The sequence below is a fragment of the Acidobacteriota bacterium genome (genome assembly GCA_016196035.1).
In the GTDB taxonomy this organism is placed as follows: domain Bacteria; phylum Acidobacteriota; class Blastocatellia; order RBC074; family RBC074; genus JACPYM01.
Map to the genome: position 1 here is coordinate 119,085 of JACPYM010000020.1, position 16,057 is coordinate 135,141.

12 protein-coding genes are annotated in these 16,057 nt (G+C 57.2%); 2 read left to right on the top strand and 10 right to left on the bottom strand.

Annotated elements, in window-relative coordinates:
* Positions 1-55: 55 nt before the first annotated feature.
* The 4 genes from HY011_06655 to HY011_06670 all read right to left on the bottom strand — a co-directional run bounded on the left by HY011_06655 (position 56) and on the right by HY011_06670 (position 4,482).
* The gene (locus HY011_06655) at positions 56-424 is read right to left on the bottom strand and encodes a DUF393 domain-containing protein (protein ID MBI3422603.1); all 369 of its coding nucleotides are present in this window, start codon (positions 422-424) and stop codon (positions 56-58) included.
* A gap of 22 nt (positions 425-446) precedes the next feature.
* Positions 447-884 carry a hypothetical protein gene (locus HY011_06660; GenBank protein MBI3422604.1) on the bottom strand — a complete coding sequence of 146 codons (438 nt, stop codon included), beginning with the start codon at positions 882-884 and terminating at the stop codon, positions 447-449.
* A gap of 335 nt (positions 885-1,219) precedes the next feature.
* The gene (locus tag HY011_06665; GenBank protein MBI3422605.1) at positions 1,220-3,775 is read right to left on the bottom strand and encodes an FtsX-like permease family protein; all 2,556 of its coding nucleotides are present in this window, start codon (positions 3,773-3,775) and stop codon (positions 1,220-1,222) included.
* The gene (locus tag HY011_06670) at positions 3,772-4,482 is read right to left on the bottom strand and encodes an ABC transporter ATP-binding protein (GenBank protein ID MBI3422606.1); all 711 of its coding nucleotides are present in this window, start codon (positions 4,480-4,482) and stop codon (positions 3,772-3,774) included. The genes HY011_06665 and HY011_06670 overlap by 4 nt, the downstream gene beginning before the upstream one ends.
* 144 nt (positions 4,483-4,626) lie before the next feature.
* On the opposite strand from HY011_06670, the gene HY011_06675 reads away from it, so the two are divergent.
* Both HY011_06675 and HY011_06680 read left to right on the top strand, forming a co-directional pair.
* Positions 4,627-5,370 carry an arylesterase gene (locus tag HY011_06675; GenBank protein MBI3422607.1) on the top strand — a complete coding sequence of 248 codons (744 nt, stop codon included), beginning with the start codon at positions 4,627-4,629 and terminating at the stop codon, positions 5,368-5,370.
* Positions 5,371-5,802: 432 nt separating this feature from the next.
* Positions 5,803-8,610 (top strand): hypothetical protein, encoded by a 2,808-nt coding sequence (locus HY011_06680; GenBank protein MBI3422608.1) that lies wholly within the window; start codon positions 5,803-5,805, stop codon positions 8,608-8,610.
* A 98-nt stretch (positions 8,611-8,708) separates the two neighbouring features.
* Here HY011_06680 and HY011_06685 read toward each other — a convergent pair whose 3' ends face one another.
* From HY011_06685 to HY011_06710, 6 genes are all read right to left on the bottom strand, one after another.
* On the bottom strand, positions 8,709-10,004 hold the full coding sequence (locus HY011_06685; protein MBI3422609.1) for a cytochrome c3 family protein: 1,296 nt from the start codon (positions 10,002-10,004) through the stop codon (positions 8,709-8,711).
* A 13-nt stretch (positions 10,005-10,017) separates the two neighbouring features.
* Positions 10,018-11,109: a cytochrome bc complex cytochrome b subunit gene (locus tag HY011_06690; GenBank protein ID MBI3422610.1), complete on the bottom strand. Its 1,092-nt coding sequence runs from the start codon at positions 11,107-11,109 to the stop codon at positions 10,018-10,020.
* A 7-nt stretch (positions 11,110-11,116) separates the two neighbouring features.
* The gene (locus HY011_06695; GenBank protein MBI3422611.1) at positions 11,117-11,554 is read right to left on the bottom strand and encodes a ubiquinol-cytochrome c reductase iron-sulfur subunit; all 438 of its coding nucleotides are present in this window, start codon (positions 11,552-11,554) and stop codon (positions 11,117-11,119) included.
* A gap of 157 nt (positions 11,555-11,711) precedes the next feature.
* Positions 11,712-13,376 carry a NapC/NirT family cytochrome c gene (locus tag HY011_06700; protein ID MBI3422612.1) on the bottom strand — a complete coding sequence of 555 codons (1,665 nt, stop codon included), beginning with the start codon at positions 13,374-13,376 and terminating at the stop codon, positions 11,712-11,714.
* Between the two features lie 153 nt (positions 13,377-13,529).
* Complete coding sequence (locus tag HY011_06705) at positions 13,530-13,883, bottom strand: cytochrome c (GenBank protein MBI3422613.1); 354 nt, start codon at positions 13,881-13,883, stop codon at positions 13,530-13,532.
* A 20-nt stretch (positions 13,884-13,903) separates the two neighbouring features.
* Positions 13,904-16,042 carry a hypothetical protein gene (locus HY011_06710; protein ID MBI3422614.1) on the bottom strand — a complete coding sequence of 713 codons (2,139 nt, stop codon included), beginning with the start codon at positions 16,040-16,042 and terminating at the stop codon, positions 13,904-13,906.
* Positions 16,043-16,057: the final 15 nt, after the last annotated feature.

The following is a 16,057-nucleotide window of genomic DNA, read 5'->3' on the forward strand; positions in this document are numbered from 1 at the left end:
CCAACGAATAACAAGGCTGACCGTCGTCGCAGCTTTTGTTCACATGCTGTTTGCTTCAATGCGGTAAAAAGCTGACGTACCGCGCCAGCTTTCCCCGTTTGCTCGACACACGTGCAATGGCGCGGCGCGCGAGCGGCATCAGTTCCGGCGTCGCCAGGCGCAATGACCAGAGGCGATATTCGCGCAAGGCCCACAAACACATCAGCCAGACTTTGGCATCACGGTACACTTCGCCCGCGCTGGTGATGACGTGCAATTCGCGCAAGCTGCGCTCGTGATCCAATTGCGGAAAGCGGGCGCGCGCTTCCGCGGAATTGGCGGCGACGAAATCAAGTTGCACATATTTCGGTTGCCGCAGCAGCCATTCGCGGATGCGGCAGCATAGATTGCAACGTTCGTCATAAAGCACGGTGAGTTGGCGCATGGATTCTCCTTTGCTGTAACGGTTAGCGCCCATTGCCGGCTTGATAAGCGAACGCTGGCTGCGGTTCGCGCACAATCGTGCAGCCATCCGGCAGGACGGGCGGCGGCGCATCTGGCAAGAGCGCGCGTTGGCGCAGGCGGTTGAAGATCAGCAGATTGCCGAAATGCATCGCGCCCAGCACCAACAGGACGATGCCGATCTTAGAAGAAAGTTCTTCGATGGCCGCGCGGGTGTTGGCGACGTCAATACCGATTTTCAGCGCCAGTGAGATATAGCCGAAGTTGATCAGATAGAAACCGACGATCAACAGGTGATTGACCGAATCGGCCAGCGCTTCGTTGCCGTGGAAGACATCTACCAAAAAGACACGGCCATTTTTGTGCAGCGTCTGCGCGACCCAGACGGTGAGCGCGATGCTGATGACCAGATAAGCCAAGTAAGTGATGACAACCATATCCATAACGACTCCTTTTCGTTTGCCGCTGTTGACGCGCACAGCGTCACGCGGTGAACCCTGTCTTGCGATTTGTTGCGGCTTTGCGCTTTGCAAAGCCGCGTTTCTGCTTCATAGAGCAGGGCATTGGGCGTGCCAGCACAGGCGAAAGGCGTCCCGCAATGCCGAATGCAGCGCGGCTAAATCGTTGCAAGGAGGCGTGCTCTTTGAATTTGAAAAAAGTTGGTTGGCGGTTGCGTGGCTGAGACCGAGTGATCAATTGCAAGTCAAAGGCTGGCGAAATGCGACTTGCCAGAAAGCGAGTGGCAAAATGCGAGAGGTCGTGCGAGGCGCGACAAAAATCATTCCGACCGCAAAATCCCCAGCGGCTTTTTCACCAGCACGTCCCAACTCGACACCACGCCGACCGCCATCACCAAGACCAGCGCCAGCGCCACGCCCAGCAAATTGACCGACGGCACAAAGCGCCACGTGATTTCCAACCCGTACTTGCTGACCGCCCAAGTCAACGCAATCGCGGCGGAAGAGCCAAGCGCGCCCGCCAGCAAACCGAGCACGCCGTATTCGACCAGCAGCGTCGCCACGATCAGCTTGCGCTTGGCTCCCAGCGTTTTGAGAATCGCCGATTCATACAAGCGATGGAATTTGGTCATGGCAATCGAGCCGACCAGGATGAGCAGGCCGCTCAAGAAGACGAAGCCACCGACGAACGTGACAGCCAGCGAGACGTTGCCGACGATGCCGCGCGCGACTTCGATGATGTCGTATACATCAATGACTGAAACATTGGGGAAACGGTCTACGAGATCGCGTTGGAATTGGGCGCGTTCTACACCGGGTTTGGGGCCTTTGAGCGCGCTGACATACATCGTCGGCGCGTTGTCGAGCGGGCCGGGGCGGAAGACGACCAGGAAGCCGGTGCGGGCGTTGCGCCAGTCTACGCGGCGTATGTTGGTGACGCGAGCGGTGATCTGTTTGCCCAGAATGTCAAAGGTCACATGGTCATTCAGGTTCAAGCCGAGTTCCTTGTGCAGCAACTCTTCGATGGAAATTTCGGCTTCACTGCCGGGCGTTGAATCCCAGAACCGGCCGGCGATGATGGTTTCGCTGGCATCGAGTTGCGGGCGATAGGTCAGCACGTATTCGCGCCCCAACAGGCCGCGATTGTCGCTGACGGCAGCACGGTCGGGATTCACCTCGCGCCCGTTGATCTGGGCGATGCGCGAGCGAATGGTGGGAATCAGCGGCGGCGCTTCGCCGGTGGCTTGCTTGATAAATGCGCCCAGGCCGCCGAGTTGGTCGCGCTGGATGTCCACCAGATATAAATCGGCGCGCGCGTTGTTGTTGAGGTCAACGTTGAATTCGTCGAGCAGATTGACTTGCAACAGGCGCACGGCGACGACGAAAAAGACGCCGAGGCCGACTGCCAGCAGGATGATGCGCGTCTGGTTGCCGGGGCGATACAGGCTGTTGACGCCTTGCCGCAACGCAAACGAAGGCAGATGGCGCAAGCCGCGCAGCCCGCGCATCAGCAGCCACGCCGCCAGATTCAACACCAGTGTCATGGCCGCCAGTCCGGCCAGAAAGAGCGCGCCGATTTTCAGCGAACCGGCTTGCCAACCAGCCAGGGCCAGCAACCCGGCGGCGACCAACGCACTGACAATGATGCGCATGGGGTCACGCCACCAACTGAGGTGGCCTTCTTCCAGCCCCGCGCCGCTGCGCAAAACGAGGATGGGTTTGATCCGGCGAATTTCCAGCAGCGGCACCAGCGAAAACAGCAGCGAGATCAACAACCCAATGCCCAACCCTTGCCAGACCGCCGACCACGTCAGGTTGAATTCAATATCGAGCGGCAGCTTCGTCGCTGGGCCGCCAAAGTAGTACGGCAACGCCAGCAGCGTCAGTTTCGCCAGCGCCAAACCAAGCAGGCTGCCGAACAAACCGAGCAGCAGTACTTGCAGCAAGTAGGCCGCCAGCACGCGCCGGTTGTTGCTGCCCAGCGTTTTGAGGATGGCGATAGTTTTCATCTTTTGGTTGATGAAGACGCGCGTGACGCTGGAAATGCCGATGCCGCCCAGCACCAGGATGACCAGGCCGATCAAGCTCAAGAAGTCTTCGACCTGCGTCAACGAATTGCTCAGGCGGTCTTGCGAGTAACGGTACGAACGCACGCTGACGAGCGGCTGGTTTTGAAAGGCAAGTTTGAGTTGCGCGCTCAGGTCGCCGGCGAAACCGTCGCGGGTTTTGAAGAGCACGCGATAACGCGCGCGGCTGCCGAAACCCAGCAACCCGACATTCGCCGCGTCGGCGTAATCAATCAACACGCGCGGGCCGAAGCTGAAGGCGTTGAGCGTATTGCCCGGCTCCTTTTCGATGACGCCGCGAATCGTGAACGGTTGATCGTTGATCAGAATTTGATCGCCGACGTTCAAGTTGAAGGAGGTCAGCACGGCCTGCCGCACCAGCGCGCCGCGTCCTTTGAGCAAGTCGTGCGAATACGGTGTGCCGCTGTTGAGCGCCAGTTGGCCGTAAAAAGGGAACTGTGCTTGCACGGCTTTTAGCTCGACCATCTTGGGCACGGCGGTTTGATCCTTGACCGGGCGAATCATCGTCGCGGTTTCAAGCATCTGGGTGTGGTCGGTGACAAACGGCAGGCCGTAAAAGCGCTTGAGAATCTGTTGCGACTTTTCATCAAAAGGCGCATTGGCGGCAACCTGCACGTCGGCGGTGAGCAACGCGCGCGACTCTTTGTTCACCGAAGCTTTCAGGTTTTGCAGCAACGAACGCAACGCCACAATGGAGCCGGTGCCGATGGCGATGCAGAGGAAAAAGAAAATCAGGCGCTGCCAGGACGAGCGCATTTCACGGCGGGCGAGATTAAGGATGAAGCTCATCGCATGGCCTCCGCAGCCAACTGCCTGGATTGGGCCTGATTCAACACGTCTTCGACAACCCGGCCATCACGCAACGAAATCTTGCGATCCGCCAAATCCGCCAACTGATGATCGTGCGTGACCAGCAACAGCGTCGTGCCGCGTTCGCGGTTCAGATTCAGCAGCAAATCAAAAATGTGCGTGCCGTTGCGCGTGTCGAGATTGCCGGTCGGTTCGTCGGCCAGCAGGATTTGCGGTTCGTTGGCGAAGGCGCGCGCGATGGCGATGCGCTGCTGTTCGCCGCCCGAAAGTTGCGATGGGTAATGATGCCCGCGCTCGTGCAAGCCGACTTCGTCCAGCAAGGCTTGCGCGCGTTTGGCCGCGCCGGGCAGGCCCATGATTTCGAGCGGCACCAGCACGTTTTCATACGCCGTCAGCGAGGGGATCAGATGGAACGATTGAAAGACGAAGCCAACGTATTGGCCGCGAAATTCGGCCAACTGGTCTTCGGTCATCTGCGTGATGTTCTGGCCGTTCAGTTCGATTTCGCCAGAGGTCGGGGCATCAAGCCCGGCGATCAACCCCAGCAGCGTAGATTTGCCGCTGCCCGATGGCCCGACGACCGAGACGAATTGGCCGCGCGGGATGTGCAGGTCGAGGGCGTGCAGGATGGTGAGTTGCTCGCTGCCGCTTTGGACAGTTTTGGAAACGTTGGTTAATCGAATCATAGTGGTTGCTGGTCGCTGGTCAGTGGTGGAGGGTCGGTTGTCAATGTCCGATGATTGTTGACTATAATTCGCCAGCGCCTGGCGGTTGAGCGAATAAACGCTGAACACTGAGCACTGACCACTGACCACGAACGAATTTGCAATATGCCCTGTCGTAAATCTGAATTCAAATCGCACCTTTCTCTGGCGGGAGTTTTCCTGCTGCTGGCGTTGGCGGTTGGCTTGAGCGGCTGTCAGACAACGCCGTCGGCTACCAAAGTCGCTGAACCCGGCGCACCGGCTGTAGCGGTTGCACCGCTGCCCGCTGAGAAAGGCAAAGACAAAGACGCGCGCCCCGTCATCGTGGCGTTCGGCGATAGCCTGACCGCTGGGTATGGTCTGGCCGAAGCGGAGAGTTACACCGCTTTGTTGCAACAGCGGCTGGACGCAGCAGGCTATCAATTTCGCGTCGTGAACGCGGGCGTGTCGGGCGATACCTCGGCGGGCGGCGCGCGGCGGTTGGAATGGTCGTTGGAAGGCGACGTGCGCTACCTGATTCTGGAACTCGGCGGCAACGATGGCTTGCGCGGCTTGCCCGTCGCTGAACTGAAAAAGAACCTCGCCCAAATTATCGAAGCGGCCCAACGGCGCAAGATCATGGTGATCCTGGCCGGGATGGAAGCGCCGCCGAATCTGGGCGCGGCTTATGCGAATTCGTTCCGGCAGGTCTATCGCGAGTTGGCGCGGCAATACAGCGTGCTGCTGATTCCATTTGTGCTGGCAGGCGTGGGCGGCGACTCGGCGCTGAATCAGCCGGATGGCATTCATCCGAATGCGGCGGGCGAAAAGGTGTTTACCGAAAATGTGTGGCGAGCGTTAGCGCCGGTGCTGGCAAAGGGAAAACCTTAGATCGGTTTTCCCTTCGGTGTATGGCAAAAAGCCGCGCAGCGGGACAGTACCGCGCGCGTGAGCAAGCGGCGCTTCGGCGTTGCGTCAGTCCGCCGTGCTTGACGCACCGCTTGCTCACGCGCGCGGTACTGTCCCGGCGCGGCGCGCCTACCGTACACGCAAATGAAAACCGATCTAGTTCGCCGCAAACAGGCGCAAGACGCGCGACGACCTTTCCAAATCTCCCCGTCTGGAATTTTCGGTGATCATTTCTGGGAGCGCAGGAATGATCACCGAATTTTTATTGGAAGATTTTCTTTGATCTGATCGGCTTTGCAGAAGATTTTTAGGCACTTCAGCAAAATTGACTTGTCAGAAAGCCAAACCTACAATCCCGGCCATCACAAACACGTAATCCGCGACAATTCAACTCTAAAAAAAGGAGTGCTGAAAATGCACCTGCGCCAAACCGTCCGTCAGTATTGGCTGTCTTTGTTTCTCTCCCTGTCCCTGCTGAGTGTCCAAGCATTCGCTCAGCAACCCAATCGCAATCCCGCGCCCCCGCCAGCAGTGGCGCAACCCGCCGGGCCGACGCTCTCGCCCAGCGGACAGGTGCTCGATGATGATTTCGCCAAGTCGGTCAAAGAATGGACGACGCGGCCCGAATTCATGTCGCCGCTGGTGGATCATTTGCCCAAAGTGCAGGGCGTGCCGATGCCCAAAGACATTCTCGGTTATCACGTCGGACAACCGAAGAAGCTGACCTATACGACCGATCTGTATCGTTACTACCGGGCGCTGGCCGCCGCTTCGCCGCGCGTCAAGGTCATCGAGATCGGCAAGACCGACGAAGGGCGCGAGTGTCTGGTGGTCTTTGTCAGTGCGCAGGAGAACCTGGCCAATCTCGAACAGAATCGCCTGAACATGGCGCAACTGGCCGACCCGCGCAAACTGACTGACGCCCAAGCCAAGGAGGTCATCACGCACACCAAGCCGCAATATCATTTCAGCGGCGGCTTGCACAGCGCTGAAACCGGGCCGCCCGAAATGCTGATGGAACTGGCCTATCGGTTGGCCGTTGAAGATTCGCCCCTGATCAACACCATCCGCGACAACGTCATTGTCAGCATCACCCCCGCCGCCGAACCCGATGGCCGCGACCGCTATGTGGACTGGTACTACCGCTACAAAATTGATGAGCGCGGCGAAGAGGACAGCTTTGGCGGGCCGCCGTATTGGGGCAAGTACATCTTTCATGACAACAACCGCGACATCAATTATTCGCAGGTGACGATGCGCAATCTGCTGGATTGGTATCTGCAATGGCATCCGCCGATCATGCACGACCTGCACGAATCGGTGCCGTTTATGTACACCTTCAGCGGCCAAGCGCCGCAACAGCCGACACTCGATCCGATTCTGTATGGAGAGCTGCCGTGGTTTTCCAATTTCGAAATGTCGCAGATGATCAAATACGGCATGCCTGGCGTGTGGACGCACGGTTTCGTGGACATGTGGTCGCCGGGTTATCTGGCCTTTATGTCATCGAACCATAACGGGCTGATTCGCATGTACGAGACCTTTGGCAACGGCGGCGCGAACACGATGAAACGCCGCGTTGCGCCGCCGGAAGGCGCAGGCGGCGGCGGCGCGGGCCAGACGTCGCGCGAATGGTATCGCCCCTTGCCGCCGTATAAAGAAGTCGAATGGTCAATGCGCAACAACACGAATTACATGGAAACGGGCGTGCTCAGCGCGCTGCAACTGACTAGCGAATTTCCCAAAGTCGTACTCGAAAACTTTTATCAAAAGAGCCGCAACTCGATTGAGTCCGGCAAGAAAGAAGCGCCTTATGGTTTTGTCATCCCGGCAGGGCAGAGCGATATGACGCGCGTGACGACGCTGGTAAATATGTTGCGCGTGCAAGGCATCGAAGTTGGCAAGACGACGCTGGAATTGAAGCTGAAAGACGGCACTTATCCGGCGGGATCGTATGTCATCAAACGCGATCAACCTTATGGACGGCTAGCGAAGATTCTGCTCGAAAAGCAAAACTTCCCCGATCCCAGCTTGCGCACTTACGACGACACGGGCTGGACGATGGGGTTGATGTTTCAAACCACGGTCAAAGAAATTGGCGACCCGACGGTGCTGACCGCTGTGGCGCCACTGATTGACAAGGCCGAATACAAAGGCACGGTCGCGGGCACGGCGCTGGCCGGTTATGCCATCCCCGATTACGGTTCGAACAATCTGATCACGCTACGCTATCGCTTGAAAGAATGGCGTATGCAGGCCGCTGAGGCGGAGTTCATGTCAGGCACGCAGAAATTCCCAGCGGGCACGCTGCTCGTCACCGCTGGGGGCGACGAAGCGATGCGCAAACTTAGAGCTGTGGTCGAACCGCTCGGTCTAACCGCTGTGGCTTTGCCTGTGTTGCCGACGGTGGCGATGCACGACGTAGACTTGCCGCGTTTGGCTGTCTTTACGACCTGGGGTAATACGCAGGAAGTCGGCTGGGTGCGTCACGCGCTGGATCAGTTCGAGGTGCGCTACGATTTGATTTACAAGGAGCGCGTTAAGCAGGGGAATCTAAAAGACGCCTACGACGCGATCCTGATTCCCAACCAGGGCCGCAGCGGCAAGGGGCTGGTCTTTGACATCGAACCCAAGTCGAAGCCGGTGCCGTACACCAAGACCGACCAATTCAAGACGATGGGCACTTACGGCGAATCGGAAGACATCACGGGCGGGATGGGGCTGGCGGGCGCGGCGGAATTGCAGAAGTTTGTGGAGGCGGGCGGCGTGCTGATTACGCTCGGCGCGGCTAGTTTCTTCCCGCCGGAATTCGGCTTGACGCGCCAAATCGAAGCCGGGCGCACTTCGCCGCAGTTTTACGCGCCGGGGCCGATCATCGAAGCCGAGATTTTGCAGCCGAACCATCCGCTCTTTTACGGCTACACGCAAAAGACGATTCCGGTGCGCTATGGCAATGGCCCGTTGCTGGCAGTGCCCGAACGCGACCGCGCGCAGCAAATCCTGATGCGCTATCCCGGCGGCGATAAATCTGTCTTGAGTGGATTGATGCGCGGGGCGAATGAAATCACCAACCGCCCGGCGATTGTGGATGTGCCGGTCGGGAAGGGGCGCGTGCTGATGTTTGCGGGGAATCCGTGTTACCGCTGGCAGAATCACGGCGAGTTCGGAATGCTGTTCAACGCTGTGCTGCATTACAACGATTGGGGCGGAATGAAGAAATAAGAATCAAGCCTTACGCAAAAGAGTCTGGCGTTCAGGGTTCACCCTGAACGCCAGACTCTTTTGCGTAAGGCTTGGTATTTTATCCGTCACAACGAAGACTACTTGCCCTCGAGCTGTCTGATCTTGAAGAAAACCAGCCCGGCTAGGAACAGGATAAAGAAGAGTGATACCGCCAATCCCTTACGCCTGAACCCCAATTCAGATAGTGCTGATAACCCAGCTTGGTAGCTCTTTTGAGCGATTGCCAACCCGGGCTGGGAGACTTTCTCGACCTCTGCGGTGGAAACTGAATGAATCAAAACCCGGACATTGGTCAGACTGTCTTTGGCATCTTTGAGGTCAAACTTGGCGCGACTGATTTCCATACCAGCCCTTTCGGCACGCGCGAGGATGTCCAGCGCATTTTTATGTGCGCCCGCCAATTCATCTATGGTGGCACGGAGTTGCGTGGCGGTCTGATAGCCTTTGTCGCCTTCGTTATGGCAACTGGCGCAGGTCGCCGCTTTCCCGGTGCCGATCATCTCGTCATGCGGCGGCAAAATCTCGTGGTTGCTGTGGCATTGCAGGCATTCGCCCACGCCCATCGCGTCGAAGATGTTCTTGTGGGGACTGGCTTGGAAAAGCGTGGCCTGGCGGACGTGGCATTGGCCGCAGACATTCGCCACCGAAGCCACGCCGGGCGGCGTTGCGCCGTGGTTGCCGTGGCATGTGTTGCAGGTCGGCGCGGATTTATCTTGGCGTTCATAGAGCGCCTTGGCGTGCACGCTCTTTTTGTATTTCTCGAGTTGATCGGTCGGAATCTTATAACTCTTCATATACTCGGCATTGCCATGACAGCTTCCGCAAGTCTCGGCCACATTGGTGGCGAAGACCTTTGATTGCGGATCGTTGTTGGCGCGGATGCCGTGATGACCGTGGCAACTGATGCAGGTCGCAACATTCTGATCACCGCCTTTGAGCAGTTTGCCATGCACGCTGGTCGCGTACTCGCGCTGCTGATCAACGCGCAGCGAGGGGTTGAAGGTTTTCATGAATTCGGCATTGCTATGACACTTGCCGCAAAAGTCCGGCACGTTGGCGGGCTTCGGCTTCGCCACAAAGCCCTTGCGCGGATCCATCGCGCGCCCCGGCTCGTCCTGGGTCGCATCGCCGCCGTGGCAGTTCGCGCAAGAGAGGCCACGAGCCTTGTGTATGTCCTCTTTCATCAGGCTCACCGGTTTTTCAAAATCGCCTCCCATCTGCGTATGGCATTCGACACAAGAGTCTTTCTTTTGCGCCGTCGCCGTGCCCATTGGCGCAACGCCCAACAGCAGCATTCCACCCCACGCGCTCAACGCGACCAGGAAAAGCTTTCCGGCCCGGATGATGTATTTGCTTGTCTCGCGGTTTTTCATGCTTCGATCTCCGTCAATCCAGATAGCCGTACACCGTCATCACGACAATGAAAAGCACGACTAAGATGCCGATGATGGTGAAGGCGGGTTTGCTTTTGCCTTGTGGCGACGGTCTGTCGAGAAACGGCACGAGCAACAGCAGCAGCCCGCCCAGGGAGAAAGCCATGATGCCGATCACTTCGCCGTCGAAGATCCAGATTTTCGCCGGGATCAGCTTGAGCGTCTGGAACATAAAGAGGAAATACCATTCCGGCCTGATGCCCGCCGGGGCTGAGGCAAAGGGATCGGCCTTCTCACCCAATTCCCACGGAAAGAACGCTGCCAGCGCGGCCAGTACGCCAACCGCCAGAATCCAGCCGATCAAATCCCGGAGCAGAAAATTGGGGACGAACTTCATGGTCTTTAGCGGTTTGCCTTCGAGACTCGGCGGCACGCTCATCCCATGCTTTTGCACCAACAGCCCGTGCAAGCCGAACAGCGCCAAGGTGAGTGCCGGCAGCACCGCGATGTGAAAGCCATAGAAGCGCGTGAGCGTTGCGCCCGTCACATCATCGCCGCCGCGCAGGAATCTGAGCAGGAAGTGGCCGACGACCGGCACGACGCCGGCAATATCCGTCCCGACTTTAGTGGCGAAGTAGGCGAGCTTATTCCAAGGCAGCAAATAGCCGCTGAACCCGAAGCCGAGCATGATGAACAAGAGCAGCGCGCCGGTTACCCAGGTCAACTCGCGCGGTGCGCGGTAGGCCTTCAGGAAATAGACGCTGAACATGTGAATGAAGAGCGTCGCAATCAGCAGGTTCGCCGACCAGCTATGGATGGAGCGGATGAGCCAGCCAAATTGCACATCCGTCATAATAAACTGGACGCTCTCGAAAGCGCTCTCGGCGCTGGGGCGGTAATAGAGCAACAGCAAGATGCCGGTGGCCGCTTGCACGCCGATCAGAAAGGCCGTCATGCCACCGAAGTAATACCAGATGCTATGGCGATGAATTGGGACTTCTTTCTTGTGCGCCAGTTTGGCGATGGCGGCCAGGCCCAGACGTTCATCAAGCCACTGCGTGAGCCGCTCTGTGCGGGTGAGTGTCGTTTGCGCTTGTGAGTTCATCATCGTGCTATGCCTTGGAAATAATCACGTCATCGCCACGAACGTTGACTGTGTATTCTTCAAGCGGACGCGGCGGCGGGCCGCTGATGTTTTGTCCGTTCAGGTTGTAGCGTCCGTTGTGGCAGGCACACCAGATGCCTTTGGCCTCGGGCTGATATTGGACGATGCAATCCAGGTGGGTGCACACCGCTGAAAGGGCTTTCAGATCGCCGGTTGGCGTGCGGATGAGGATGACCGGTTTGTTGCCGAATTTGATGATCTTGCCGGAGTTGACGGCAAACTCATTCAGCTTGCCCGCTACCACCGAGTTCTGCGTCGCCTCGATGACTTGAGGCGGGATCACGAATTTGATCACCGGATAAAATATGGCGACCAGCGTCGCCCCCGTGCTGGTGCCCAGCAAGTAATTGAGAAACTTTCGTCGTCGGGTAAATTCCGGCTCCATCAGCAGCCTCCTTAAGGCTTATACACAACGTAAGGGCAGACCTGCGTGTCTGCCCCGGTGGCAGCAAGCGGACTCGTCGGCGTCAAATTCGACCAGGGCAGACACGCAGGTCTGCCCCTACGTTTATCACCAATTGAACCTAACGAATGTGACTACTTCATTGAGCGCCGCCCTTTTTACTGTGGCAATCAGTGCAAGTTGTATCTTTCAGATCGCCCAACTCAATCGGGTGTACGAAATCTTTTCCATTCCCGCCCATGACCTGTGCTTTCCCCTCTTCCTGGCTGATGACCGTATGGCAGATCGAGCAATCCTTGCGGATGACCTGGCCCGTGCGGCTCTCGAACTGGCCGCCATGACAGCGGAAGCAACCGGCTGAGTAATAGTGGCCGATGTTTTCAGGATAGCTTTGCCAGTTCGCTTTCATCTGGGGGAAGAAATTGGTGCGGTAAATTTGTTGCGCTTCGGCGATTGAGGCTTTGATAGCGTTCTGTTTCTGGGCGAACAGTTCCGGGTATTTGTCGCGATAATAGGCGCTCAGCGTTGCCTCAATTTGCTGACTTGCTTCGGACTCAGTCGCATAAGGTTTTACGAGTGCTTCGACTACCTGCTGTTTGAGGAAGGGCAGCGAAACATCCAGTTTCCCGGCCAACATCGAATCGCTCACGGCGCGATCCGGCGGGTTGAAAGTGTGCGCTGAACGGTTGTGGCAATCCATGCAATCCATCCGGCGCTTCGGCAGCGCGGTCAGTTGCGCGGGCGTCAAGGTTGAACCTTTGGGATAGTACTCCGTTACCTGGCCGTTCATATCCTTCAACCGGACATAGGCAATTTCTTGCTGTTTATCGTCAGTGGCGGCGTAGGTCAATTCATTGCCGATATTCATGTGCCAATGAATGCCCGCCGTGATGCCGGTGGTTGGGCTGCCGCCGCCAACTTTGATCAGCATATTGATCTGGCGGGGCGTGTTTTTTTCGTCGTCGCCATAGTGGGTGAAGGTCTTTAATTGGCTGCCGAAAAACTTCTCTGACCAATGGCAATCGCCACAAGTTTCGGAAGCCGGACGTAACTGGCCCAGCGGTGACGGAATGGGCCGATGATAAGTATTACTCAGTGCTGCATAGGCACGCCGTACCCCGGCGAACTTCTGCTTAAAATACGAAGGCGCGCCCGGCCCCACATGACACTCAACACAGGCGACGCGCGCGTGCGGCGAAGTTTGGAACGCTGTGAACTCCGGATTCATCACGGTATGGCAAGTCTGACCGCAGAAGCCCACTGACTCGGTTACTTCAAAAGCCTGGTAACTGCCTACGGCGCTCAACGGGATCAGAATGAATGACAAGCCCAGGAAGAAACCAAAGATACGCCGATGCCTGGCGTTATTGAAATCAAGGCGGGGGTACCGCAGGATTGTAATCGTTGCCAATGATCGCCGCCGCCGTCTTTCGAGCAGCATTCCCAATGGAATGAGGGCCAAGCCGAACAGCATGAAGACTGGGAAGACGACATAAGCAAAGATGCCGATATAGGGATTGGGCCGCTTCGACCAAAGATCGTTGAGCACCAGAAAACTAATGCAGCCCAAGCTGAAGATCGCCAAGGCCGCGCCAGCCCAAGAGAGGTAGTTGCGAAATAATCCGGGAGCTTCCTGTGATGGTTGTTGATTCATGGGTATTCCCGTCACCCGCAGCATTGACGCCCGGGGCTTCAAGGAGTGCCGGACGCATATAGGCCTAGCTACTCCAAACAGTCTTAGCGTGTTTATTAGTTCAGCAAGGGGGACTGCGAGGTTTCTGCGGAGCGGAGAGCGCGCCTTCAAGAGGTGCGCTCTCCGGGAATCAAACAGTTCTTACTTTGATAGTGGCTCAGAGGGGAGAGAACGTTTGTAGTCCCGGCTTTAGCCGGAAGGCTTAGCGCTTGACGCTTCCGGCTAAAGCCGGGACTACAAACTCTCCCAGTTGAGCCACTACCCTTACTTTTTACCAAGGCTGCGGACATACGCCGCCAATTGTTTATTATCTTCCGCACTGTTCTTACTGCCGAAAGCTGGCATCTTGTCCTTGCCTTTGGTGATGATTTCGAGCAGCTTGGCATCCGTTAGCTTCTGCACTTCGGGTGTGTTGAAGGCGCGCACGTTCATCTTCTTGCCAGCCGCAGTATTGCCACTGCCATCCAAAGCGTGGCAGGCCGCGCATTGTTGCGCATAAAGGCTCTTGGCATCGGCCGCCTTAACTGCGGCGCTCGATGGTTGGGCGCTCGTGACTAGCAGCGCCAGTGTTGCCGCAGCCAGCACGGGGAAAACAACTTGTTTGATTCGGTTGGTCATACAGAACTCCTGTTCAAAAGTTAGAAGGTTAAGCGCAGGCCTGTCGTGACGATATTCGACCGGTAATCCTGCACAAAGAAGTTGCGTTCGTTGTAACTGAAATGCCGATAACTGACATTGAGCGTCGCGTGACTGTTGAAATGGATCGCCAGCCGCGCTTCGGGGTTATGCCGTTCCAACGGGAAGGACGTCACGATGTCGTTCGGCCCGGTGACCGGTGCATTCCCCGGCGCCCCGTGATCGTGGACGTAACGATACACCAGCAGCAAATCTACATACTTGGTAAGCGGCACCCGTGTGTCCAGGAAGAAGAAATCCTGTTTCGCGTAGAAGAGGGATTTTCCTGTGCGCGCCTGGCTGGCGATAAAGTAGTAGATGTTGGCGGTTGAGAACAAGTGATCGTAGTTGTAGCCGAAATTGACGAACAGCTTGTCCTTGGGTTCCCAGAGTGTTGAAAACGAGATGGCGCGATAATCCGAATCGTTTTCGACGAATTGCGTGGGGTTGGTGCGATCCGTCGTTGACACTGTTCCGGTGAACGAAAGTTTGTCAGTCGCCAGATAGCTCAAGCGCGCCCGCACGCGTTGGAAATCCATCGGCGAGACCCGCACAAACACGTTGTCGGCTTGTCCCTTCTCGTAATCAAAGAAAAGGTTGAACCGATCTACCGGGCGTATGCGAATGCTGCCGATGGCGGTATTGGTGTTTTGCGTGTCGGACTCAGCGCCCGTGAGGTCGCTGGTTGCGACGTCGCGATGCGTGGTGCGCCAGCCGATATTGGCTGACAGCTTCCGGCCTCTGGAGTACTGCAAATCCAGCGTGTTCCAGTAAGACGACAAGTCAATGACACGCGTACAGAAAAAACCTGTCGGCACCGCGAGCGTACAGGGCGCGAAGGCGCTCGTCGTCGTGGTGGTGATCGGCCCGGTACCGGTTTGCGTTTGGGTAATCCGGCTGTTGATGCCTTCGCCAGTGATCGTGTAATTGGAAACCCGGAACGTGTTGTTCAGCGTCAGATTGTCAGTCAGGTCGAGCGAAAGGGCCGCGTCGAAACTCGAACTGGGGCGTTTGGCCTTGCTGTTCCCAACGTATTGTTGAATCAACGTGCGCTGATTCGCCGTGGTTGTCGTACCCGTCAGCCGTTCAATCAAAAAGCCCCGCAACAATTCCTGCCCATACATCCCGCGCGCGACCACATGGACGCGTTTGGCGAACGAACCGCGCAAACTGGCGCGGCTGATCGAGGCGTGCGAATCCGTCGGTTCGGGGCGCGTGAACGTCGTCACGGTTGAGAGGTCGTTCGGGTTGACGACCCCGGGATTGCTCCCGCCCGGCCAGGCATAAGAGGTGTCCCACTTATAGGCGCGGAACATTTCTTCAGCCGAAAAATCCCAGCCGCGATAGGTCGCGTCAATACCCAGCCGATAATCATTCGATTCCCAGCGGCGCTCGCCGGGAATCGGGAAGATGTCGCTGCTGTAGCTGGTCGTAATCGTTGAAAAGCCCTTCGCCATCGAACGGTTGTAACCCATGTTGATGCGCACCGCGCGTTGCGGGAACAGTTTCAAATTGAAGTCTGACATCTGTTGCCGCGTGTCAATGTTGTGCGCATTCAACGAAAAGTTCGGCAGGTAGCGGTAATAGTTCAGCCGCCGCACCGAAGCGTCAAATTTATAGAGACGCTTTTTATCAATGCGGAAGTTGAAAGTTTGCTGCGGGTCACCGCCCAGGCCGGTGGCGTCGGCGTGCATGAAGTCATACAACGGCCCCGCGCCCGTCACCGAACGCGAATCGAGCGAATACTCAAACAGGCGCACCCCGTCGCGGATGTCTACATCCGAAAGGAATTTCGCCCGGCTGCCCTTCACATCGGTTGAACGGTAGCCGAATTCGAGCGAAGAGGTCACCGAATAGTCGCCCATCATGCGGCCTGTTTTCGGCTGCTCGACCTTTTCGCCTTTTTTCAAGGCATTGGTGGCGCGTTGCAATTCATCCACGCGCTCTTGAACCTGCTGGCTGCTCTCGGCTTTTTCGACGGTGGCCTGGGCCAGCACTGTCCAGGCGTTGAGCGCGAACGCCAACGCCAGCAGCGCTACTTTGAAGCCCAAACGGTTCAGCCAGACCGGGTGTAATAACTGATTTGATTTTCTAGTGTTCATGTTCTTCCTCCGCTG